General features: G+C 43.5%; 26 protein-coding genes. All 26 read left to right on the top strand.

What is annotated here, in order from left to right; all coding sequences use genetic code 11:
• The first annotated feature begins 132 nt into the window (after positions 1-132).
• The 26 genes from flgB (at position 133) to NSS82_RS20290 (ending at position 22,195) form a co-directional block, all read left to right on the top strand.
• A complete protein-coding gene (gene flgB / locus NSS82_RS20415; RefSeq protein ID WP_038571975.1) occupies positions 133-540 on the top strand; it encodes a flagellar basal body rod protein FlgB in 408 nt (135 codons plus the stop codon).
• Between the two features lie 6 nt (positions 541-546).
• Positions 547-993 carry a flagellar basal body rod protein FlgC gene (gene flgC, locus NSS82_RS20410; RefSeq protein WP_036688555.1) on the top strand — a complete coding sequence of 149 codons (447 nt, stop codon included), beginning with the start codon at positions 547-549 and terminating at the stop codon, positions 991-993.
• Positions 994-1,026: 33 nt separating this feature from the next.
• Positions 1,027-1,338 carry a flagellar hook-basal body complex protein FliE gene (fliE, locus tag NSS82_RS20405; RefSeq protein WP_036688553.1) on the top strand — a complete coding sequence of 104 codons (312 nt, stop codon included), beginning with the start codon at positions 1,027-1,029 and terminating at the stop codon, positions 1,336-1,338.
• Positions 1,339-1,372: 34 nt separating this feature from the next.
• On the top strand, positions 1,373-2,959 hold the full coding sequence (gene fliF / locus NSS82_RS20400; protein WP_076106359.1) for a flagellar basal-body MS-ring/collar protein FliF: 1,587 nt from the start codon (positions 1,373-1,375) through the stop codon (positions 2,957-2,959).
• Positions 2,960-2,963: 4 nt separating this feature from the next.
• On the top strand, positions 2,964-3,980 hold the full coding sequence (gene fliG, locus NSS82_RS20395) for a flagellar motor switch protein FliG (protein ID WP_076272333.1): 1,017 nt from the start codon (positions 2,964-2,966) through the stop codon (positions 3,978-3,980).
• Positions 3,973-4,821 carry a FliH/SctL family protein gene (locus tag NSS82_RS20390; protein WP_038571966.1) on the top strand — a complete coding sequence of 283 codons (849 nt, stop codon included), beginning with the start codon at positions 3,973-3,975 and terminating at the stop codon, positions 4,819-4,821. Before fliG ends, NSS82_RS20390 begins: the two co-directional genes overlap by 8 nt.
• A complete protein-coding gene (gene fliI / locus NSS82_RS20385) occupies positions 4,814-6,127 on the top strand; it encodes a flagellar protein export ATPase FliI (protein WP_036688546.1) in 1,314 nt (437 codons plus the stop codon). The genes NSS82_RS20390 and fliI overlap by 8 nt, the downstream gene beginning before the upstream one ends.
• A gap of 9 nt (positions 6,128-6,136) precedes the next feature.
• Positions 6,137-6,580, top strand: coding sequence for a flagellar export protein FliJ (fliJ, locus tag NSS82_RS20380; RefSeq protein WP_038571963.1), 444 nt, complete (start codon positions 6,137-6,139; stop codon positions 6,578-6,580).
• Positions 6,581-6,619: 39 nt separating this feature from the next.
• On the top strand, positions 6,620-7,537 hold the full coding sequence (locus NSS82_RS20375) for a MotE family protein (protein ID WP_076272348.1): 918 nt from the start codon (positions 6,620-6,622) through the stop codon (positions 7,535-7,537).
• 24 nt (positions 7,538-7,561) lie between these two features.
• Positions 7,562-9,043 (top strand): flagellar hook-length control protein FliK, encoded by a 1,482-nt coding sequence (locus NSS82_RS20370; protein WP_076272332.1) that lies wholly within the window; start codon positions 7,562-7,564, stop codon positions 9,041-9,043.
• 33 nt (positions 9,044-9,076) lie between these two features.
• Complete coding sequence (locus NSS82_RS20365; RefSeq protein WP_036688543.1) at positions 9,077-9,574, top strand: flagellar hook capping FlgD N-terminal domain-containing protein; 498 nt, start codon at positions 9,077-9,079, stop codon at positions 9,572-9,574.
• The gene (locus tag NSS82_RS20360) at positions 9,571-9,954 is read left to right on the top strand and encodes a TIGR02530 family flagellar biosynthesis protein (RefSeq protein ID WP_036688541.1); all 384 of its coding nucleotides are present in this window, start codon (positions 9,571-9,573) and stop codon (positions 9,952-9,954) included. The genes NSS82_RS20365 and NSS82_RS20360 overlap by 4 nt, the downstream gene beginning before the upstream one ends.
• Before the next feature lie 104 nt (positions 9,955-10,058).
• Positions 10,059-10,877, top strand: coding sequence for a flagellar basal body rod protein FlgG (flgG, locus tag NSS82_RS20355; protein WP_076100379.1), 819 nt, complete (start codon positions 10,059-10,061; stop codon positions 10,875-10,877).
• A gap of 89 nt (positions 10,878-10,966) precedes the next feature.
• Positions 10,967-11,191, top strand: a complete 225-nt coding sequence (locus NSS82_RS20350) for a flagellar FlbD family protein (RefSeq protein WP_036688535.1) — start codon at positions 10,967-10,969, stop codon at positions 11,189-11,191.
• Positions 11,188-11,655 carry a flagellar basal body-associated FliL family protein gene (locus tag NSS82_RS20345; RefSeq protein ID WP_076100380.1) on the top strand — a complete coding sequence of 156 codons (468 nt, stop codon included), beginning with the start codon at positions 11,188-11,190 and terminating at the stop codon, positions 11,653-11,655. The genes NSS82_RS20350 and NSS82_RS20345 overlap by 4 nt, the downstream gene beginning before the upstream one ends.
• Positions 11,656-11,694: 39 nt before the next feature.
• Positions 11,695-12,693, top strand: a complete 999-nt coding sequence (gene fliM / locus NSS82_RS20340; RefSeq protein ID WP_036688529.1) for a flagellar motor switch protein FliM — start codon at positions 11,695-11,697, stop codon at positions 12,691-12,693.
• A complete protein-coding gene (gene fliY, locus NSS82_RS20335) occupies positions 12,683-13,987 on the top strand; it encodes a flagellar motor switch phosphatase FliY (protein ID WP_036688526.1) in 1,305 nt (434 codons plus the stop codon). The genes fliM and fliY overlap by 11 nt, the downstream gene beginning before the upstream one ends.
• Before the next feature lie 26 nt (positions 13,988-14,013).
• On the top strand, positions 14,014-14,379 hold the full coding sequence (locus NSS82_RS20330) for a response regulator (protein ID WP_036688523.1): 366 nt from the start codon (positions 14,014-14,016) through the stop codon (positions 14,377-14,379).
• Between the two features lie 9 nt (positions 14,380-14,388).
• Positions 14,389-14,913, top strand: a complete 525-nt coding sequence (locus tag NSS82_RS20325) for a flagellar biosynthetic protein FliO (protein ID WP_036688521.1) — start codon at positions 14,389-14,391, stop codon at positions 14,911-14,913.
• Positions 14,910-15,671 (top strand): flagellar type III secretion system pore protein FliP, encoded by a 762-nt coding sequence (fliP, locus tag NSS82_RS20320; protein ID WP_076272331.1) that lies wholly within the window; start codon positions 14,910-14,912, stop codon positions 15,669-15,671. The genes NSS82_RS20325 and fliP overlap by 4 nt, the downstream gene beginning before the upstream one ends.
• Positions 15,672-15,692: 21 nt before the next feature.
• A complete protein-coding gene (fliQ, locus tag NSS82_RS20315) occupies positions 15,693-15,962 on the top strand; it encodes a flagellar biosynthesis protein FliQ (protein WP_076220246.1) in 270 nt (89 codons plus the stop codon).
• Positions 15,963-15,971: 9 nt separating this feature from the next.
• The gene (gene fliR / locus NSS82_RS20310) at positions 15,972-16,757 is read left to right on the top strand and encodes a flagellar biosynthetic protein FliR (RefSeq protein WP_076220245.1); all 786 of its coding nucleotides are present in this window, start codon (positions 15,972-15,974) and stop codon (positions 16,755-16,757) included.
• A gap of 22 nt (positions 16,758-16,779) precedes the next feature.
• Positions 16,780-17,874: a flagellar biosynthesis protein FlhB gene (gene flhB / locus NSS82_RS20305; protein ID WP_076272330.1), complete on the top strand. Its 1,095-nt coding sequence runs from the start codon at positions 16,780-16,782 to the stop codon at positions 17,872-17,874.
• An 18-nt stretch (positions 17,875-17,892) separates the two neighbouring features.
• Positions 17,893-19,926: a flagellar biosynthesis protein FlhA gene (gene flhA / locus NSS82_RS20300; RefSeq protein WP_036688509.1), complete on the top strand. Its 2,034-nt coding sequence runs from the start codon at positions 17,893-17,895 to the stop codon at positions 19,924-19,926.
• Positions 19,923-21,317, top strand: a complete 1,395-nt coding sequence (flhF, locus tag NSS82_RS20295; protein WP_076272329.1) for a flagellar biosynthesis protein FlhF — start codon at positions 19,923-19,925, stop codon at positions 21,315-21,317. The genes flhA and flhF overlap by 4 nt, the downstream gene beginning before the upstream one ends.
• Positions 21,314-22,195, top strand: coding sequence for a MinD/ParA family protein (locus NSS82_RS20290; protein WP_038571955.1), 882 nt, complete (start codon positions 21,314-21,316; stop codon positions 22,193-22,195). Before flhF ends, NSS82_RS20290 begins: the two co-directional genes overlap by 4 nt.
• Positions 22,196-22,217 lie beyond the last annotated feature (22 nt).

Here is a 22,217-nt window from a genome sequence, read left to right as displayed (position 1 = left end):
CATTGCGACAGCGTTCGACGGAATACCGTAAATTTAGAGTGTTTTTTTCTTTATTTGTCGAAAGCAAGCAGGTTTTTTGATGGAAGTTGTGGAATTCTTTTCATTATGATAGCTTTGAAAGGAGGAATTGTCTTGGGATTGCTGAATAGTGTCAGTTTTCAACGATTGCAGGGAGGCATTGATGCTGCCTATAAACGACAAAGTGCTCTAGCAAATAATGTGGCTAATCAAGATACGCCCAATTTCAAACGTTCTGATGTTTCATTCGAAAGTATCCTGCAACAACAGGAAAGTGGAATCCAATCTACACTTAGAGCGAAAGTTTCGGATACCCGGCATTATCAATTTGGCAGCAACACAATTGTTCCCGCTGCTGTTGAGAATACTGATGAAACTACCTCTATGAACAATAACGACAATAATGTGGATGTAGATCGCGAAATGGCGTTAAGCGCAGAGAACCAGCTTAGGTATAGTTCTTATGTTGAACAGATTAACAGCCAGATTTCGATGATGCGAGCCGTAATTCAAGGAGGATAAGAGAGTATGAACTTTGGTAGTAGTTTTGGGATCAGCGCATCTGCATTAACGGCTCAACGGTTGCGGATGGATGTAATTTCTTCCAACGTAGCCAATGCTGAAACTACAAGAGCATCCGTGGTGGATGGCAAGGCTGTTCCTTACCGACGTAAGTTGGTTGTTTTGGAAACGAACGAAAGTAATAAATTCTCGAATATACTAAATTCGAAAATGAATAATAGCAATGAAGGGGTTAAGGTGCAGTCGATCATAGAAGACACTTCACCATTGAAGCCGGTATACAATCCGAGCCATCCCGATGCGGATGCTGAAGGATATGTCTATATGCCAAACGTAGACATTACCAAAGAAATGGTTGATATGTTATCTGCATCTCGCTCTTATGATGCCAATGTTACGATGCTTAATGCATCCAAAGCTATGGTAAGCAAGGCACTCGAAATTGGTAGATAAATGAATGTTAATTAACTTAAGGGGGGGAAACAGTTGATACAGAATATATCTAATGGGGTTCAGGCTGTACAGCAGCTTGCAATGAAACCGACATCTTCCGAAGTTTCATCCACTCCTGCTAATTCGATGGAGAGCTTTGGCTCTTATCTTGAGGATGCGCTCAATAAAGTGGCTGATCAGGAACAACAAGCTAAGGATATGAGTAATAAATTTGTATTGGGAGAAGTGAACATTGACGAAGTGATGATTTCTTCCCAACAGGCTCTACTGAGTTTACAGTTGACTACACAAGTCCGGAACAAAGTGATTGAAGCCTATCAAGAAATTATGAGAACTCAAATATAATAAATCCTAGCTTAGTTTCGGATGGGGTGACACTGTGAATGAAAGATTTGCCCAATATCGGGAGAAGGTTCTCTTGTATTGGAACAGATTTAGTGGTAAACAGAAGATTTTATTCTTTTCAACATTGTTTATCATTCTAATAATAATCGTAGTTATGACCATGCAGCTTTCAAAAACAGAATATGAAGTAGCATTTCAAGATTTGGACAGTACGGATTCGGCTGGAGTAATGAAAGCCTTAGATTCAGCAGGTGTTTCATACCGATTAAGTCAAGATGGAAAGAGTATTTCTGTACCAAGTACAGAAGCAGCTCGGGTCAAGGTGGATATCGGTTCTCAGGGGATTGTTCAAGGTGGTTCTATCGGATATAAAGTCTTTGATGAAAACTCATCGATGATTGGTACAACAGATAGCGAGTTTAACGTGAAGTACAATAATGCATTAAACGGTGAAGTTGAACAGTTAATGAGACGCATGCAAGGGATTAAAGATGCAAAAGTGCTGATTAATTTGCCTAAAGAGACAGTTTTTGCCTCACAGGCTGATCAGGAGCAGGCATCTGCATCCGTTGTGCTTTCATTTGATCCAGGATTTAGACCTACTCAAGACAATATTGACGGGTATTTCAATCTTGTGAAAACTGCTGTGCCCAATTTGCCAATTGACAACATTACCATTGCAAATAATGAAATTGAATTAATGCCAACAGCTAAAGGTGGACAGGCTGGTGTCACAAACCAAGTTGAAGAAAACTTCGCTCTTCAGAAAAAATTCGAAGAAGAAGTAAAGAAAAATGTGAAACAATTCCTTAGCACTCTTACCGGTCCTGATAAAGTGGATGTTCTTGTGTTCTCAAAGTTGAACTTTGACAAGGAAAACCGGAAGGAAGATCTTGTTACCCCTGTGGATACAGAGAACATGAAGGGGATTGAGATCAGTTCACAGATAATTAGTAATTCGTATTCGGGTCAAGGAAACACGACTGGCGGAGTGGCTGGCACTGGTTCTCAAGATGTTACGGGCTATCCTTCTGATGCGGGTGCGGATACTTCTACCTCGGAGGAATCTTCTGAAACGAGGAACTACGAAGTTAACCGAATTACTAAAGATGTTATTGCTAGTCCGTATACTGTTAAAGACTTAACCATAAATGTTGCAGTTGAACCACCTTCAGGAGAAAAAACTTTAGATGATGCAACATCAGCTGCAATTCAAAATATTTTGGTGAATATTGTTCGCGCTTCTCTTGCAGATTCAGGTACTACATATACAGACGCTGATTTGACCAAAAAGGTTTCGGTCTACTCGCAACAATTTGGTGGCACCGATGCCAACACCGTTAAAGGTGGTCTCGCTTCTTGGATGATATGGGCTATCGGAGCAGCAGCATTGCTGGTTGGAGCAGGTGGAGGATATCTAATCTACCGGAGTCGTAAACAGACTGTGGAAGAGGAAGATGAAGACATTCCATTGCAGGTTCCTACTGAATTTCCTTCTATTAATTTGGAGAGCGTGACGAATGAAAGTCAAGTTCGTAAGCAATTGGAAAGTTTGGCCAAGAAGAAGCCAGACGAATTCGTAAATCTGCTGCGTACATGGCTTGCAGACGAACAGAGGTGAACTAATGGCAAAGGCTAGCCAGCAGGGACTTAGTGGCCGTCAAAAAGCTGCGATCCTGCTTATCACACTAGGGCCCGAGGTATCGGCGCAAATTTTCAAACATTTAAGAGACGAGGAAATTGAACAGCTGACTCTTGAAATTGCCAATGTTCGCAAAGTGGACAGCAGTGAAAAAGAGTCGATCATGTCTGAATTCCATCAGATATGCCTCGCCCAGGAATATATATCACAAGGCGGTATTAACTACGCTAAAGAAATTCTGGAGAAAGCGCTTGGGTCAACAAAAGCAATGGAGGTCATTAATCGTCTGACTGCAACATTGCAAGTAAGACCTTTCGATTTTGCACGAAAAGCGGATCCTAATCAGATTCTCAACTTTATCCAGAATGAAAATGTACAGACTATTGCACTTGTATTGTCTTATCTGCAATTTGAACAAGCTGCCGCAATCCTCTCCTCGCTTCCTCAAGAGAAGCAGGCAGAGGTGGCGAGAAGAATTGCTGTTATGGACAGCACCTCTCCGGAGGTAATTACGCAAATTGAACGTGTGCTGGAGCAGAAGCTTTCCGCTACAGTAACTCAGGATTATACAAATGCTGGCGGTATCGAATCGATTGTACAAATCTTGAATGGGGTTGACCGGGGGACAGAACGTACGATTCTGGATTCTCTCGAAATTCAAGATCCAGAACTTGCCGAAGAGATCAAGAAACGGATGTTCGTATTCGAAGATATTGTCAATGTGGACAATCGTTCAATACAGCGCATTGTTCGTGATATCGATAATGCGGATTTACAGCTTGCACTCAAGGTTGCCAGCGAAGAAGTACGGGATGTTATTTTCAGAAATATGTCCAAGCGTATGGCAGAGACGTTCCGAGAAGAAATGGAATACATGGGTCCTGTGCGGCTGCGTGATGTTGAAGAAGCACAGACTCGTATTGTAGGCACGATCCGCAGACTCGAAGAGTCTGGTGAAATTATCATCGCTCGTGGCGGAGGAGATGACATCATTGTCTAAGCTGATCAAACACTCCCAGTATGTTCCGGTTGATGTCTTTAAGAGACTGGAACAGGCCCGGCAATATGCGGGCCTAACTGAGGAGCCCGTTCCCGAGGAGACTTTAAGCGAGACTGACTATCATGATCCCGCACGTGAAGAGGCAGAAGAGACGCGTAAGCAAATGCTTAAGGACGCTCAGGATTTTGCTGAAGAGCAGGTTCGGAATGCATCTCTTGAAGCGGAACAGATTGTAGAGTCCTCGAAAGCGGAGGCTGAAGAGTGGTGGAAACAACGGCGTGAGCAGGATGAACATCTGATCGAAGCTATCAAAGCTGAAGCTCATCAGCAAGGTTATGAGGAAGGTGTTTCTCAGGCTGAGGAAGAGATGAAGCATAAGATTGCAGAGATGATGGAAGAAGCGCGTGCTGTTTTGACTGAGGCGTATAAAGCAAGAGAAGTGATTATTCAGGAAGCGGAGCCTTTTTTAGTAGAGTTAAGCTGTGATATTGCAGAAAAAATTGTGGACAAGCAATTAACGATAGAACCACAATTCGCAATGGACTTAATTCGCAAAAATCTGGCTCGTAAGCGAGAACAGGGTTTGATCTCACTTTGTGTATCCCCAGCGCAGTTCGCTTTTGTGAATGCTGCTCGGGAAGAATTATCACTAGCTGTTGATTCACAGGCTGAACTGCAAATCTTGCCCGACTCAACGGTAAAAGACCAAGGATGTGTTATCCGCTCTTCCTTTGGCAGCATAGATGCTCGAATCGACACTCAGCTCGCAGAGATTAAGAAAGAGCTGGTAAGAATTGCGCTGGACACCGATGAGCAGAGAAATGGGGAAGACGATGCTTAATAGCAACCGTTATAAGGAGCAACTTCGTAATCTCGATCCGGTGAGGATCAATGGGAAAGTGACGCAGGTAATCGGTCTAATGGTTGAATCGGAAGGTCCTGACGCAAGTATAGGTGATGTATGCTACATCTACCCTTCTAAAGGAAACAAACCGCTGCAAGCTGAGGTCGTTGGTTTCCGTGATAACAAGGTACTATTGATGCCACTTGGTGAACTGCAGGCGATTGGACCTGGTTGTGATGTAGTGGGCACTGGTAAGCCGCTTAGCGTGCAAGTAGGTTCTGAATTATTAGGAAAAGTACTGGATGGTCTGGGGCAGCCGCTTGATGGCTCTCTCATTCCAGCACGAATGCCACATAGCTCTACCTTTAATATTCCTTCCAATCCACTTAATAGACCGCGGGTGCAGGAGCCCATTAGTATCGGTGTGAGAGCGATTGACGGTTTGCTAACGATTGGCAAGGGACAACGGGTCGGTATTTTTGCTGGCTCGGGGGTCGGCAAGAGTACTTTGATGGGGATGATTGCCCGGAATACATCAGCTGACGTAAATGTTATTGCTCTGATTGGTGAGCGTGGCAGAGAAGTATTGGATTTCATTGAACGAGATTTGGGACCAGAGGGCTTGCAGCGATCCGTAGTAATTGTTGCTACCTCAGACCAACCTGCATTGATTCGCATAAAAGGTGCGCTTATCGCTACAACGATTGCCGAGTATTTCCGCGATCGCGGCCTTAATGTAATGCTGATGATGGATTCGGTCACCCGTTATGCTATGGCCCAACGTGAAGTTGGACTTGCAGTTGGAGAGCCGCCAGCCATGCGGGGATATACACCTTCGGTGTTTGCAAGCTTACCCAAACTGCTGGAACGTGCTGGTACAGGTCCTACAGGCTCTATAACAGCCTTCTACACGGTACTAGTTGATGGTGATGACATGAACGAGCCAATCGCAGATGCAGTCAGAGGAATACTTGACGGACATATCGTACTCAATCGAAACATTGCTAACAAAGGACACTTTCCAGCAATAGATGTTCTTTCCAGCATAAGTCGAGTAATGAAGGATATTGCTCCAGAAGAACAGATTGCAGCAGCGGAGAATGTGAAGCGCCTTATGGCCGTTTACAAGGATTCAGAGGATTTGATTAATATTGGAGCTTATCAGAGAGGCTCTAATGCTCAAATCGACGAGTCGATGGAATTTATCGACAGTATATGGGATTTCACCAAACAAAAGGTGAATGAAAAAGTTACGCTGGCTGAAGTTCAACAGTCTTTAATTTCACAGTTCTCAAGGAGTTGATTCGGTATTATGAGGTTTCATTATACTTTTCAAAAAGTCGTTGACTTGAAGGGCAATGAGAAGACACAGGCAGAATGGATGCTCTCAAGCGCGCTTGGAGAATTGCAGGCACAGGAAAGAAGCCTGGATGAACTCATCTTTCAGCGGAGTGCTATCATGCTATCCTTACAAAATGCCGCAGAGCAAAAGACACCTATGGTTAAGATTCGTGAAATGCAGGAGTATGTGGAATATCTGGATAAATGCATTGCCCGTAAGCATACGGACATTAGCCGTGCACATCAAGAAGTCCAGAAGAAACAAGATCAGTTAAGCACTAAGGTTTTAGATGAAAAAGTATGGTTGAAGGCAAAAGACAAGGCTGAGACATTGTTTCAGCAAAGTATGATTTTACGGGAACAAAACGAACTGGATGAGATGGCAACCGTCCGCTTCGCGATGAAATCCCTCTAACCCGGGAGGTTTCCGCTAGTGGCTAATATTGATAATGATATGGAACTTGAAAATGAAGGGTCAGCGGGGAAATTTGAGCGGTTCTTATTCTTAATGATACCGATTATATTCACGCTAGTACTGCTTGGAGTACTGTTGACGCTTTTTAATATGGACATTCGTAATAATGTACTTGAAGTTGCGAATAAAATTCCTATCCTGGAAAAATGGGTTCCTGATCCGCCTGCAGATCCTTCTAAACCGAAGGAAGAAAGCAAAAAGCAGGAAGTGAGCTCAGCGACAACGATTAAGGAGCTTAAAGCTCAGCTCGCCCAGCAGGAAGAAAACCTGAAGAAGGTTACAGATGAAAAAACTGCCCAGGATACCAAGGTTCAGGCGCTAGAGTCACAGATTGAAGGAATGAAGAAGGAAGCTGAAACCGCAGAGGCAAGCACAGAAGAAGCTGAGGATCCTTATCAGAAACAGGTTTCTGATTTGGCTAAGCTGTATGCGGGCATGAAAGCTTCAAAGGCTGCACCGATCATGGAGAATTTAACTACAGAAGAAATGGTGCAGATCTTCAGTGTCATGAGTAAAGCGAGTAAAACTGCGATTTTGGAAAAAATGGATCCGCAAAAAGCTGCAGATGTAACGATTAAGTTAAAAGAGACCACATCTTCGAGTGACATGGCGATCGCAGCCCTTCAATCTAGATTGAAGAAAGATGCCGGCACAACAGCAACAGCAACAACCAGTAAGAATTTGGATAAGGAAAAGTTGAATCAGACCTTCAGTTCAATGACTCCTGCTAATGCAGCATCGTTACTAGGAGAAATGTACAAGATTAGCCCTGATAAGGTTGTGACGATTATGAATACCGTAAGTGATAGTGTTCGTTCATCTATTTTGGGAGAAATGACTAAAAATGATAGCGCGCAAACTGCGAAAATTGTTAATCGTCTGATGGGTGCTAAATAGATAGGGAAAGGAGGTGAAAAATAAATGAGTTTAGTCGTTCAATCGCTTGTGAGTGCAAACGCAACTGCAGTAAATGGGAGTTCATCGACTACAACGGGCACAACAACGACGGCTGCACCATTTGCTCAAACCCTGGTACAAACCATGGGAGGCAATGCCAACAACTCGTCGACTCCAGCTGAACCCCTATTGGGAAATCTAACTTCTTTGCTGCAAGGCCTGTTAAAGGAAGTGCAGCCGACTGGAGAAGAGCAAGCAGGGCAAGACACTCAGAAGGGTGATCTCCTTGAAAAACTTGCTGCTGATGTTGAGAAGCTGGATGAAAGTATCAGTAGTGATCCTGCTCTGTTGGTAGCCTTACAGGCTTGGATTCTTCAGGTATCTGCACTTTTATCTGGAAGCCATGCCGCAGAAGATGGCACTGCTACAACGGAAGCAGAAGTGGCTGGAAGCTTGTCCCCATTGGCACAGAATGCTGATACATTGAGATTTGCAGTTCAAGACGACCTGCAAAGTTTAGTTTCTATGATTCAGGAAGCTGCAGTGAGTGGCAATGAGGAAGTAGCAGCTAAGGGAATCAGTTTATTGAATAATTTCACAGCGCTTTTAGAAGAGTCCTCCTCTAACACTAATAAAGGGAAGGGAAAGACAAGCAATGTGAATGCTGCTTCTGTTTCTTCCGTAGAACAGCCCGCTATCACTGAAAGCAAAAATAATCCAACGGATAAAACACTTCAGAATGTGAGCAATCGTTCCGGAGAAGCTGTTGTAGTGAGAAATGATACGGTTGTCAGCTCGCCAGTGACCTCAGGAACTGTGCAAGAAGCTGAAGCAGAGACTGCGAACACGCCGTTAATCAAGACAGGTGTAACCGGGGAAACGAAGTCAACAGAATCCACTCTAGATTCCACGCTAGGAATTACAGCTAACGAAGGGGATCATGAGGTTGTTACTGCGGGTCAGTTATCTCTGCGCGGAGGAATTACAGCACCCCTGAAGGCTGAAATGCCAGCAGCGCCTGTTCCGGTTCAGCAATTTGCTCAAGAAATGACAGGTTTCATTACAGGCAAATTAGAGATTGTGCAAAAAGGTGGGATCGCTGAAGCGACTATATCCCTTTTTCCAGAAAATCTCGGACAAGTTGATGTTAAGATCACAATGCAAAATGGTCATTTAGTTGCCCAGTTCATGACTGAACATACCGGTGCTAAAGATATGCTGGAGCAACAAATGAACCAGCTTCGCGCTGCATTGCAATCTCAGGGTCTTCAAGTGGAGAAGCTGGAAGTTACGCAAAATAATACCCCACTTAATTCGCAATGGGGGCAAGAAGGACGCCAACCTAATTCCGGAAGTGGACAGCAGGGTAGACGTTCCAAAGAAAGCAGAGAGGAAGCCAGTGATGCCGTTCTTGCCGCAGAGCTGAATGGTGAATGGAAGGACTGGGTTTCAAATGCGGGACAAGAAGATCAGTCCCAAGGTGGATCTTTTTCTGCTAAGGCTTAACTCTAATAACAAACGAAAGAGAGGTGAGTGGTTATGGCGACAACAGTTCCGGTCTCTACTAAAGATCAGTGGAATTATACAACTCCCGACTCTAGTGCACGGACAACGGGTAATTCTACTTTAGGTAAGGATCAGTTTTTGAAGATTTTGATTACTCAGCTGCAAAATCAAGATCCGATGCAACCGATGGAAGATAAAGAATTTATTGCGCAAATGGCCCAGTTTACATCCGTGGAGCAATTGATGAATATCTCTACTCAGCTTAATGCTATGAATCAGTCCCTTGGATCTGTATCCGGGTTGATTGGTAAAGATATTACTTGGACAGACACCGCCACAAAGCTGCCTAAGACAGGTAATGTTGAATCTATCGTTGTTAGCAATGGTATTCAATATGCGGTTGTGGGAAAAGACAGAATTGCTTTAACCGATATTACACAAATTCAGAATGCCGCAGCAACGCCAGAAAGCGGTTCTGGTACAGATAGTAATACTCCGGAGAATAGCGGAGGAAGCGGGGCGAGCATATGAGTGACAGGCTTACTATAGGCCAGCTGTATCCTGCGTCCCTGCATTCTACAACGTTACAACGATCTTCGCTGCCTAAGCAGTCTGTGGCGGGGGAAGCTTCTTTTGAGAGTTTACTGCAACAGAAACTATTAAAATTCAGCAATCATGCTGCTAAGCGCCTAGAACAAAGAGGGATAGAGCTTGGAAGCGGTCAGTTGGATCAAATTTCATCTGCTGTGGACAAAGCTGCTGCTAAGGGAAGTAAAGAATCCTTGATATTAATGAAGGATTTGGCGTTTATCGTTAGCGTTCCTAATCGCACAGTAGTTACTGCTATGGATGGTAACTCGATCAAAGATAATGTATTTACACAAATCGATAGTGCAATAGTGATTTCATAATAGGCTGGTCCTAACGGAAAGCCGAGGCGGCCGCTGACCGACTGACGCGGTCCCAATTCACTTGGAAAGTTATTAGGACTCTATAATCTGGGAGGACATTAAACATGTTAAGATCAATGTATTCAGGGGTTTCAGGAATGAGAGGCTTTCAAACTAAGCTTGATGTAATCGGTAATAATATTGCTAACGTAAACACTATCGGGTTTAAATCCGGACGTGTTATGTTCAAGGATATTATGAGCCAAACCGTTTCTGGTGTTACTGCACCGGGTGAGGATGGTCAAGGTGGGGTAAATGCGAAACAAGTTGGACTAGGTGTTAGTATTGCTTCTATAGATACCCTACATTTGGCTGGTAGTGCTCAAACCACCAACAACCCAACAGATTTACGTATCGATGGAGATGGTTTTTTTCTGGTTAAGCTTACTGAGGATCAAGAAACTGCGTTTCTGACCCGCGCCGGAGATTTCCACATTGACGCTGCGCGTAATCTTGTTACCGCTGACGGACTTCATGTTTTAGATTCCGACGGTGGGCTCATTCAATTAGGTGACGATGTAACGGCGTTTTCTATCTCTAATGATGGAACAATTGTTCAGACCATGGAAGATGGAACGACTGGAGCTGGGGTGAAGATTGGTGTAGCCAAGGTTACTAACCCATCTGGTCTGGAGAAAATCGGAGGCAATCTGTATCGTATGACACTTAATGCGAATGCAGAAGGCGAACTAGTTCCGACTACAGCGAACAATACAGAAGATGGCACCGGGGCAATCATCTCTGGACAGCTGGAAATGTCCAATGTGGATCTTACCAATGAATTTACAGAAATGATCGTATCACAGCGTGGATTCCAGGCGAATTCCCGTATCATCACAACTTCTGATGAAGTGCTGCAGGAAGTAGTAAACCTGAAGCGTTAATTTAATCAATAAATTCTATATTTTCTTAAATGGTTCATGCGGAGTCGTGGGGGAGTTACTCCTCCCCCTATTTTGTTAGGAGGCCTGTTATGATATCGGTAACGAGATTAAATGGAACACCGATGTGGATCAATGCCCTACTGGTCGAAATGGTAGAAGAAAGCCCGGATACATATATTACGCTCGTAACCGGAAAAAGACTGATCGTTCTCGAAAAAGCCGATGAGGTTATTACGAAGATCCGGGATTATAACAGGGACATAGGCACATATGCTGCCACCATTAAAATCCAGTCAATGGAGGAGCTAACATGAAAAAGATGATGCCGTGGCTCATCACGATATTACTAGCGATTACTCTGATCGTGGTCGCCGCATTTTTACTAATGGACAGGATCTTTCCGAAAGATACGAACGAGGTAAGTGCTGCTGTTCAAAATGTGGAAACAAAACATTTAACTGCAGATGAAATCGTCGAATTGACGGCAGAGATCATTGATATCAAAACAAATCTTGCTGATCCCGATTTTATCCTTCAAGTAGATTTCGCCTTCCAACTGAGTTCTGCGAAATCAAAGGAAGAATTCGAAAAAATAAAAGAGATCAAAATCAAACCAATAATTATCAAGACGCTTGCAGATACCAAACCTGAGGACCTTAATGGAGCGAATGGAAAAGATCAGCTTAGCAGTAAGCTTATTAATCTGATCAATAAGACATTGACTGAGGGTCAAATTACTCAGATCGAAATCACCAAATTCCTTTTGGCTTCTGTGTAGCTTTATTCCTGATAATTCTTTGATGGGGGGGTGATTGAATTGGTTGATGTACTATCACAAAACGAAATTGATGCTCTACTTGCTGCACTTTCTTCAGGTGAGATGGACGCCGATGAACTTAAAAAGGAAGAAACTCAGAAGAAAATCCGCTCTTATGACTTTAAACGGGCTGTCCGCTTTTCCAAAGATCATATCCGCAGTCTTACACGGATACATGACAATTTCGCCCGTTATCTTACAACGTATTTTTCAGCCCAATTGCGCACCTTCGTTCAGATTAATGTCGTTCAAGTAGAGCAGCTCCCTTATGATGAATTTATTCGCTCCATACCGAAAATGACGATATTGAACATTTTTGAAGCTGAACCTTTAGAGGGCCGCATGGTAATGGAAGTTCATCCAAACATTGCTTTTGCTATGCTGGACAGGTTGCTTGGGGGCTTTGGAACTGCACCTTCTAAGATTAATGCTCTAACTGAGATCGAAACAACGATTATGGAGCGTATCTTTAGTAGATGTTTTGAGAGTCTGCAGGAGGCTTGGAAAACGGTGCTGGATATTCATCCGCGGATGGAAGCTCTTGAGACGAACCCGCAGTTCATGCAGATTGTATCGCCCAATGAGACCATTGCATTAATCTCTCTAAGTACCAAAATTGGAGATACAACAGGCATGATCAATCTTTGTATACCGCATGTCGTTCTAGAGCCTATCATGTCCAGACTTTCTGTTCACCAATGGTTTGTGACAGAGAAGAAGACGCGGGATGAAGATGAGCTACTGGCCATTAGAGCTAGAGTTCATAAAGCGAAGCTGCCGATTGTTGCTGAACTTGGAGAATCGAGCTTATCCATATCTGAATTCCTAGGGCTTAGCGTCGGTGACGTGATTTCTCTCAACAGAAACGTAGATTCTGGACTGTCAATTAAGGTAGGGGAGAAGCTTAAGTTCATCGGAAGTCCCGGAATGGTTAAAGATCGGGTAGCCGTGCAAATAGACGAAATTGTCAATGAAGGAGTTGAAGAATTTGACGAGTAAAGATTATTTATCCCAAGAAGAAATCGACGCCCTTCTGAGACAATCTGCGGAGGGCTCATTAGCTCCTACGGAGAAAACGGTAGATGACTATCTAACACCGTTTGAACAGGATGCTTTGGGCGAAATTGGTAATATAACGTTTGGCAGTGCAGCAACAGCACTTTCCACTTTACTAGGGAAAAAAGTAGATATTACAACCCCTCAAGTTTCGATCATTACACGCGGGGAGTTTGAAATTGCTTTTCCTAAACCGCATGTAGCTGTTCACGTTCAATATGTGGATGGGTTTCAAGGGATTAACTCACTTGTTATTAAGATTAGGGACGCGCAGGTCATTGCCGATCTGATGCTTGGCGGTGCCGGCGAACCTAAGGATGAAGAGTTGAACGAGATTCATATTAGTGCTGTGCAAGAAGCTATGAATCAAATGATGGGTTCTTCTGCTACATCGATGTCTACGATTTTTAATCGTTTTGTTAATATCTCACCTCCGGGTATCGACATTTTGAATATGTCCAGCGGAGAAGGAGTAGGCAGTCTGCCAGACGATGAAACTCTAATTCGTATTTCGTTCCGGCTTAAAATTGGCGATTTAATAGATTCTACTATTATGCAGCTCTTGCCTGTTCAGTTCGCAAAAGATATGGTATCCATGCTTCTTGGTGATGTTAGTCCGGCAGAGGAGGAGGCAGCGGTTACAATGGCTGAAACACCTGCTATGACTAATTCTGCGGAGACACCACCTCCAGCACCTCCGGTGCAACAGGCGCCCTCACAGCCCGCAGGAGGAACGCAACCACCATATCCACCGCAGGGTATGCCAGCGTATCCAGGGATGCCAGAAGGCGGGTATTATTATCCTCCAGCGGGTATGCCGGCTTATGGAATGCCTGGGATGCCACCATACGGTATGCCACCGCAAGGGATGCCATATGGACAGACACCACCGCTTAATTCTGAGGCAAATCGCAATGTAAATGTACAGCCTGTGCAATTTGCAAATCTGAATGGTGGGGCCTTTGGTCATATTGATGAAAATAATTTAAATTTATTGATGGACATACCGCTTAGAGTAACCGTAGAATTAGGAAGGACCCAGAAGCAGATCAAAGATATTTTAGAAATGTCACAAGGCTCAATTATTGAGCTGGACAAGCTCGCAGGTGAGCCTGTAGATATTTTGGTTAACAACAAGCTTATTGCCAAAGGTGAAGTCGTTGTTATCGACGAAAACTTTGGCGTACGCGTTACGGATATCGTCAGCCAGTGGGACCGAATTCAGAAATTACAATAAGCATACTTAGGGAGGATTTTGTAAAAATGGCTAACCGAATTCTAATCGTGGACGATGCAGCATTTATGAGAATGATGATCCGTGACATTTTGTCGAAAAACGGATTTGAAGTAGTGGGCGAAGCTCAGGACGGTTCTCAAGCGATAGAAAAATTCAAGGAACTGCGTCCGGACCTCATCACGATGGATATTACTATGCCTGAGATGGACGGAATCGCCGCCCTGAAAGAAATCAAAAAAGTAGATCCGGCTGCAAAGGTTATTATGTGTTCAGCCATGGGCCAGCAGGCTATGGTTATCGATGCAATCCAAGCAGGAGCTAAAGACTTTATAGTGAAGCCTTTCCAAGCTGACCGGGTTATCGAAGCTATTAACAAAACGTTGGGCGTGTAGGATAAAGTCATGTTATATTCCGAAACGCTCGGAAGCAGTAACACCCTGCTGAATTTGTTTAAAGTTATTATTGTCCTGGCGATAATCATTGTACTTATAGTGGTACTGATTCGTTTTCTTGGACGACGTAATCAGACCTTTATGAGCAACCGTTCTATAAGAACGCTTGGTGCAATAGGGCTTGGACCTAATAAGTCGATGCAGGTTATCGAACTGGGAAGCAGTCTTTACTTAATCGGGATTGGTGAAAATATATCCATTTTGGATAAAGTCACCGATCCGGATGAGGTAGCATTGATCATTGCGGCATTTGAGGATCAGTCCTCTAACCAGAATAATTTCCTCGCACCGCTTATTGCCAAGGTAAAGGTAAAGCTGCGTGGGGAGGTTCCATCTCAGGAAATTGAACTTAGTGAAACATCATCTTTTTACGAGACTCTGCAATCCAAGCTTCGTTCTGCACCAGAGCGCAAAGAGAAAATGGAAGAGCTGCTTCGGGATGATGTTACTAAGGATGAGTCGAGGAATATATGAAAAAGAAGCTAATTCTTGCTATTCTGCTGTTCGGTATTATCAGTGTGGTTATGATGACGCCGATACATGCTGATCCTATACCTAATGTTAATATTCAGGTCGGTAATGAAGGTTCAAGCAGTGGTACCAGTTCCATATCAATTCTTCTTCTTGTTACGGTTCTGAGTATTGCTCCGGCGTTTCTGGTTCTTATGACTAGCTTTACTAGAATTGTAATCGTATTAGGTTTTGTGAGAACCTCGCTGGGTACTCAGAATATGCCTCCGAACCAGGTGCTGGTAGGACTTGCTTTGTTTCTGACCCTGTTCATTATGTCACCAACGCTGGCCACAGTGAATGAAAATGCGTTGCAGCCGTATATGAAGGGGACAATCTCCCAAACTGAGGCTTTTGACAAAGCTGCTGATCCGATGAAAGAATTTATGTTTAAACAGACGAACACCAAAGATCTTCTGTTATTTATGAAATACACCGGTTATACCGGATCTACTAAACCGGCTACATACAGTGATATTCCACTGACGGTGATGGTGCCAGCTTTTGCAATTGGCGAATTGAAAAAGGCTTTTACAATGGGCTTCTTAATTTTCATACCATTCCTGATTATTGATATTGTTGTGGCGAGCACACTGATGGCCATGGGGATGATGATGCTTCCCCCGGTTATGATTTCATTACCTTTTAAAATAATGCTCTTTGTACTGGTAGACGGCTGGTACTTAGTCATTAAATCACTACTTCTTAGTTTTAACACCTGACCTAAAGAGGAGGCATGAGGGATGAGTACGGAGTTTATAATCGGGCTAGCAAGCCAAGCCGTATATTTAGTGCTGGAAGTCAGCGCACCCATGCTGATTCTTGGTCTGGTGGTAGGACTAATAATCAGTATTTTTCAGGCTACGACACAGATTCAGGAACAGACGCTAGCGTTTGTTCCCAAAATCGTCGCAGTGCTACTGGCTTTATTGCTATTTGGTCCGTGGATCGTCACGAAGCTGATTGACTTTACAAGCCAAATTTTAGGTAATCTCTACATGTATATTGGTTAAACAATGAACATGGAGACCATACTGCAAAGTTTACCCGTCTTTTTGCTTATTTTTTGTCGAATAACCGCTTTTTTTGTTGTCGTTCCTGTATTTTCTTCACAAGGGGTCCCGACAACCTTTAAGATTGGCATTTCTTTTTTTGTAGCATTGGTTGTCTTTAGTGCTAACGGAACAGGACTTACAATCCCGCAGGATTTCAGTTATATTTTGCTGATTGCCAGAGAGGTATTAATAGGTTTATTGCTAGGTTTCATTGGATATTTGATGTTTATGGCGATTCAGACAGCAGGTTCGTTTATAGATATTCAGATTGGATTCGGTATTGCTAATGTCATTGATCCTATGACTGGAACATCTGCACCTGTTATCGGTAATTTCAAATATATGATTGCCCTGCTAATGTTTCTGAGCATGAATGGTCATCACCATCTGCTAGATGCTATTGTGTACAGTTATAAATGGGTTCCTATGAATAATGATTTATTTCTAGGCATGATTGACGGTAGTTTATCAGAGTTTCTGGTTCGAACATTTGTGCAGTCCTTTGTACTCGCTTTTCAAATGTCGGCTCCTTTAGTAACTGCGCTGTTTCTGACTGATGTTGGCCTTGCTTTCTTGGCGAGAACGGCTCCGCAATATAATGTATTTGTTATTGGGGTGCCGCTCAAAATCATTATAGGTCTTGCACTGCTTTTAGTGCTGATGCCTGGTCTGGCTGTGCTGTTTCAGAATCTCTTCGATATCATGTTCGAATCCATGGAGAATTTATTGAGTCTCATGGGGAAGAGTCCGTAGGTGACCGTAAGGGGAGCGTATTATGCCTAAGACGAAGCGGTATAGACTGGATCTTCAACAATTCGCCGGTGAAAAGACGGAAAAAGCAACCCCGAAGAAACGGCAAGATGCTCGTAAGAAGGGTCAAGTAGCCAAAAGTGCTGAGCTATCCGGTGCAGTTGTATTGTTATCAGCAATAGTTAGCTTGATGATGTTTGGTGGTTTTATGAAAGAGCGCTTCATGAAGCTATATATGGACGTATTTCAGAATCAAATGACAATGGAGGTTACTCCTGAGAATATAACGCTGCTATTTAATCAATATGGACTACAAATACTGATTTTGCTAGCTCCATTACTTGGAATAGTTTTTGTTATGGCGCTGGTAAGCAATTTGGCGCAGGTGGGCTTTATGACCACAGGAGAGGGGATCACCCCTAAATTCAGCAAGCTTAATCCGATAAAAGGGTTCAAAAATATTTTCTCCATGCGTTCGTTTGTTGAGTTCCTGAAATCCATATTTAAGCTTCTAATTATCGCTTATCTGGTATATAGCACTTTATGGGGAGAAAAGAAGAACTTTGCATCCCTGTCGCATATCAGTGCGGAGGGGATTTTTAAATTTGCGGCCAAGCTGACGATGAGTCTTGGTTTGAAAATCGGGGCTGCCCTATTGGTTATGGCTTTTCTGGACTACATGTATCAGAAATACGAGCATGAAAAAAGCCTAAAAATGTCCAAGCAGGATATCAAGGATGAATACAAAAAAATGGAGGGTGACCCTCTAATCAAAGGTAAGATCAGGGAACGCCAACGTAGAATGGCCATGCAGCGTATGATGCAGGAAGTTCCAAATGCGGATGTAATCATTACGAATCCTACGCACTTTGCTGTTGCGCTTAAATATGACGGTACCAAGATGGAAGCACCGCAGATTATAGCAAAAGGGCAGGATTATGTAGCACTTCGCATCCGGGAGCTGGCTAAAGAGCACGGCGTCGTGACTATGGAAAACAAACCGCTGGCACGGGCATTATTCCAAAGGGCAGAGATTGGAGATGTCGTTCCAAATGATCTGTTCCAGGCTGTGGCTGAAGTGCTGGCATATGTATATAAGCTTAAAGGTAAGAGGAGATAAGGCGGGGGGGTTAGGACATTGAAAGCTAAAGATTTAACAGTTTTGCTAGGCATCATCGGGATCGTGCTTATGATGATTCTGCCTATCCCGTCCTGGCTATTGGACGTTTTGCTTGTTATTAACATCTCAATCGCATTAATTATCATTCTGGTTGCTATGAATACGAAAAATGCACTCGAATTTTCAATTTTTCCTTCACTGCTCCTAGTAACCACACTTTTTCGTCTGTCACTTAACATCTCGACTACAAAACTGATCCTGACTTACGGAGATGCCGGTTCAGTGGTATCTACTTTCGGTAGCTGGATCGCTGGCGGACAGATTGCGGTTGGATTTATCGTGTTTCTGATTTTGGTAGTAGTACAGTTTATTGTTATTACCAAAGGTTCAGAGCGCGTAGCTGAGGTAGGCGCTAGATTTACCTTGGATGCGATGCCCGGTAAACAAATGAGTATTGATGCCGATCTTAACGCAGGCATGATTAACGAAACCCAGGCACGTGAGCGCCGGCGTAACGTAGAACGCGAAGCGGATTTTTTCGGAGCCATGGACGGTGCAAGTAAATTCGTTAAAGGAGACGCGATTGCGAGTATTATCATCTTGCTGATCAACCTGATCGGTGGATTTATCATCGGTATGATGGTTCACGGGATGGATTTTGCTACTGCGTTATCCACTTATTCTGTATTGACCATCGGGGACGGTCTCGTCAGTCAAATTCCAGCTTTGCTTATTTCGACAGCAGCCGGCTTGATTGTTACTAGAGCTTCTTCGGAAGGTAATCTGGCAGAAGAGCTGACAGGACAGTTGTTGTCCTATCCGAAATTGTTGTATATTGTCGCAGTTACGGTAGCTTTTCTTGGACTCTTTACACCCATACATATGATTACAACGCTCCCATTGGCCGGATTGCTGGCTTTTGCAGCCTACCGTATGGGACAAAATTTAAATAAGAAACAGATTGCCGAAGAGCAACTTGTTGAAGAGAAGCAGATTGAAGAGGTACGAAGTCCGGAAAGTGTCATTAATTTGTTGTCAGTTGATCCCATTGAATTCGAGTTTGGTTATGGTCTTATTCCTTTGGCGGATACAGGTCAGGGAGGCGATCTGCTAGATCGTATCATCATGATTCGACGGCAATGTGCCCTAGAAATGGGTCTTGTAGTACCTGTTATTCGCATTCGCGACAATATTCAACTAAAACCGAATGAATATGTCATAAAAATTAAAGGAAATACAGTCGGCGGTGGTGAATTATTACTTAATCATTACCTTGCAATGAGTCCAGGATATGATGATGAATCTATAAACGGTATTGAGACCATCGAACCATCCTTTGGGCTTCCAGCATTATGGATTGATGAATCGGTTAAAGAGCGGGCTGAATTGTCCGGCTATACTGTAGTAGACCCTCCATCTGTTGTCGCAACACATCTGACGGAGTTAATCAAACGTCATGGACATGAGCTGATAGGAAGACAAGAAACTAAGATGCTGGTGGACAACCTTAGGGATAATTATCCAGTGCTCGTCGACGATCTTATTCCTTCCGTATTGGCGATTGGGGATGTGCAGAAGGTTCTTGCTAAGCTGCTTCGTGAAAAAATATCGATCAGAGATTTGGTTACGATTTTTGAGACATTGGCGGATTATGGGACATACACCAAGGATCCTGATATTCTCACTGAATATGTTCGTCAGTCCTTGTCCAGACAGATTACCCAGCAATTCTCGCAAGTAGGAGAGACGCTGAAAGTCATCACGGTGGGGCCTAATCTTGAAAAGAAAATTTCCGAGAGTGTGCAGCAATCTGAACAGGGAAGTTATTTGGCACTAGATCCAACTTCGACACAAACGATCTATCAGCGGTTAAGTGAACAGATTAATCGATTGCTGCAGACAGGGCAACAGCCAATAGTGCTCACATCACCAACCATTCGTATGTATTTGCGGCAGGTGATTGAACGAACGATGCAGGACATTCCTGTACTGTCTTATAGCGAGCTAGAGCCTAACATTGAAATACAAAGCGTCGGAGTGGTGAATTTATGAGAGTGAAGCGTTACGTGGTCGATTCGATGCCTGACGCCATGCTTTCCATTCGCAACGAGCTTGGGAGCGAGGCCGTCATTTTAAGTACAAAGGAAATCAAAATCGGCGGATTTTTAGGGTTATTTAAGAAGAAAAAAATAGAAGTTGTAGCAGCAGTAGAAAAGGCAGAGAAGAATAATGTTCCAAAAAAGCCGGCTGCGCCAGCGATGAACATTCCACGGAGTGCAGTACCACAGGCTTATCAAAAAGCTTCAGCTGCTTCCACTACACCTTCTACACCTTCTATACCTTCCGTACCTTCTGTTTCATTAGAAAAGCCAGAAGAGTCACGGACGTTTGCAGAGATTGCTGCAGCCTTATCGGAAGCTATCAATGTACAAGAATCGATAGCCAAGCATCCGGAGCCAGAACCTGAGCAAAAACTTCCTGAATTAAATCTGGAAGATGCACCTTCTATATCAGCGTTGTATGAATCATTAGGATTAGAACAATCGCCAGAGGTTGCCACTGCTCTCGAAAATGATGTTCTTCGTGAGATTAGAGATATGAAGCTCTGGATGGAGCGAATTGCCAGACAATCCTCAGGTGGAAGAGAACTGCCAGACAGTCTGCAGGAGCTACGGGATCTTTTATTAGAGCAAGAAATGGATGCTGTGCTTGTTGAGGAATGGATCAGTAACATCTCGGAACGTTGGGTGGATGAAGGGCGTACTTGGGGACCAGAGAAATTTATGGGATCTCTTAAAGAACAGATTGATGGTTTCCTGACGGGACGAATTGCTGATGGAATTGCCCGGGATACTCAAATTGTATATATTGCCGGACCCACTGGAGTTGGAAAGACCACAACCATAGCTAAGCTTGCGGCAGAACAGCTATTTAAGCACGGACGCAAGGTAGGTTTTATCACCTCCGATACGTATAGAATCTCAGCTGTGGAACAGTTGCGAACCTACGCTGCTATTCTCAATGTTCCATTGGAGGTTGTCCAATCGCCAGGAGATTTGCAAAGAGCACTCTTTCGCTTGGAGAGTTGTGATCTAGTATTAATGGATACAGCTGGCCGAAATTATCGTAATGATATGCTAGTAGCCGAACTGCAAAGCTTGCTTGCGAAGGAATTGAGAAGTGAAACTTATCTTGTGCTTAGCTTGACCTCGAAAAGCCGTGATATGAAACTTATTGCAGAGCATTTCGGCAGATATAGGCTGGATAAGGTTATTTTCACAAAGCTGGATGAGACGGGGAGTTACGGCCCGCTCTTTAATGTCCTGAATGACTTCCCACTTACCTTGTCTTATATGACCGATGGTCAAAATGTTCCTGATGACCTGCTTATGGCTACCAAAGGACAGCTGAGTGAGTTGCTTCTTGGAACAGGTGAAACATGATGGATCAGGCACAATCCTTAAGACAGCTTGTATCCAGTCAGGATTCTAAAGTAGCTGTAAGAGGGGGATCATCCGCCAGGATCATTACGGTGTGTAGTGGTAAAGGGGGCGTTGGTAAGTCGAATTTTACACTTAACTTCGCTCTAACTTTAAAGGCTATGGGCAAACGGGTTTTGCTGTTCGATGCAGATATCGGCATGGCTAATATAGATGTGTTGATGGGCGTATCGGCGAGATATAATCTTTATCATTTGTTAAAAAGAGAAGCGGATATCGAGCAGATTATTCAATACGGTCCGAATTCGCTCCCTTTTATAGCAGGTGGCTCTGGAATGGATGAGCTATTCACGCTTTCAGAGTCTGATCTTGATTATTTCACAAATCAGATAACACTTATCGCGGACAGCATGGATTATATTTTGTTCGATACTGGTGCTGGATTATCTAAGGAAACGATGAAGTTTATAACTTCTGCCGACGATTGCCTAGTGGTTACTACACCAGAACCAACAGCTATCACAGATGCATACGCATTAATGAAGGTTGTGAATCGTTCCTATCCTGAGACTTCCTTTAAATTGATTGTGAACCAGGCAGGTGATGAAAGGGAAGCCATAGCGACAAGCGATAAGATCCGAATGGCCGCCAGTCGTTTTTTGCAATTAGATATTTCTTATCTTGGTCATATAAGCTCAGATGCCCATGTAGTGCAAGCTGTCAAAAGGCAAACGCCATTCACATTGGCTTTTCCAAACAGTATTGCTGCAAAAGATATACATCGGCTTGCTCTAAGTTATTTGACCATTGATTCTAAAAAGACCACAAAAGTCCAAGGGATTAAAGGCTTTATCCATAAATGGTTAAAGCGGAGTAAATAGTTGTTCTGAATTTGGGACAGAG

Source organism: Paenibacillus sp. FSL H7-0735, from assembly GCF_038008505.1.
Taxonomy (GTDB): domain Bacteria; phylum Bacillota; class Bacilli; order Paenibacillales; family Paenibacillaceae; genus Paenibacillus_AQ; species Paenibacillus_AQ odorifer.
This window is presented reverse-complemented; position numbering and strand designations above follow the sequence as displayed.

Bases quoted from the DNA above. Each gene is read 5' to 3' on its own strand.
- flgC (WP_036688555.1), top strand. From the start codon at position 547: ATGAACTTTGGTAGTAGTTTTGGGATCAGCGCATCTGCATTAACGGCT.
- fliG (WP_076272333.1), top strand. From the start codon at position 2,964: ATGGCAAAGGCTAGCCAGCAGGGACTTAGTGGCCGTCAAAAAGCTGCG.
- fliI (WP_036688546.1), top strand. From the start codon at position 4,814: ATGCTTAATAGCAACCGTTATAAGGAGCAACTTCGTAATCTCGATCCG.
- fliJ (WP_038571963.1), top strand. From the start codon at position 6,137: ATGAGGTTTCATTATACTTTTCAAAAAGTCGTTGACTTGAAGGGCAAT.
- NSS82_RS20375 (WP_076272348.1), top strand. From the start codon at position 6,620: ATGGAACTTGAAAATGAAGGGTCAGCGGGGAAATTTGAGCGGTTCTTA.
- NSS82_RS20370 (WP_076272332.1), top strand. From the start codon at position 7,562: ATGAGTTTAGTCGTTCAATCGCTTGTGAGTGCAAACGCAACTGCAGTA.
- NSS82_RS20365 (WP_036688543.1), top strand. From the start codon at position 9,077: ATGGCGACAACAGTTCCGGTCTCTACTAAAGATCAGTGGAATTATACA.
- NSS82_RS20360 (WP_036688541.1), top strand. From the start codon at position 9,571: ATGAGTGACAGGCTTACTATAGGCCAGCTGTATCCTGCGTCCCTGCAT.
- flgG (WP_076100379.1), top strand. From the start codon at position 10,059: ATGTTAAGATCAATGTATTCAGGGGTTTCAGGAATGAGAGGCTTTCAA.
- NSS82_RS20350 (WP_036688535.1), top strand. From the start codon at position 10,967: ATGATATCGGTAACGAGATTAAATGGAACACCGATGTGGATCAATGCC.
- NSS82_RS20345 (WP_076100380.1), top strand. From the start codon at position 11,188: ATGAAAAAGATGATGCCGTGGCTCATCACGATATTACTAGCGATTACT.
- NSS82_RS20330 (WP_036688523.1), top strand. From the start codon at position 14,014: ATGGCTAACCGAATTCTAATCGTGGACGATGCAGCATTTATGAGAATG.
- NSS82_RS20325 (WP_036688521.1), top strand. From the start codon at position 14,389: ATGTTATATTCCGAAACGCTCGGAAGCAGTAACACCCTGCTGAATTTG.
- fliP (WP_076272331.1), top strand. From the start codon at position 14,910: ATGAAAAAGAAGCTAATTCTTGCTATTCTGCTGTTCGGTATTATCAGT.
- fliQ (WP_076220246.1), top strand. From the start codon at position 15,693: ATGAGTACGGAGTTTATAATCGGGCTAGCAAGCCAAGCCGTATATTTA.
- fliR (WP_076220245.1), top strand. From the start codon at position 15,972: ATGGAGACCATACTGCAAAGTTTACCCGTCTTTTTGCTTATTTTTTGT.
- flhB (WP_076272330.1), top strand. From the start codon at position 16,780: ATGCCTAAGACGAAGCGGTATAGACTGGATCTTCAACAATTCGCCGGT.
- flhF (WP_076272329.1), top strand. From the start codon at position 19,923: ATGAGAGTGAAGCGTTACGTGGTCGATTCGATGCCTGACGCCATGCTT.
- NSS82_RS20290 (WP_038571955.1), top strand. From the start codon at position 21,314: ATGATGGATCAGGCACAATCCTTAAGACAGCTTGTATCCAGTCAGGAT.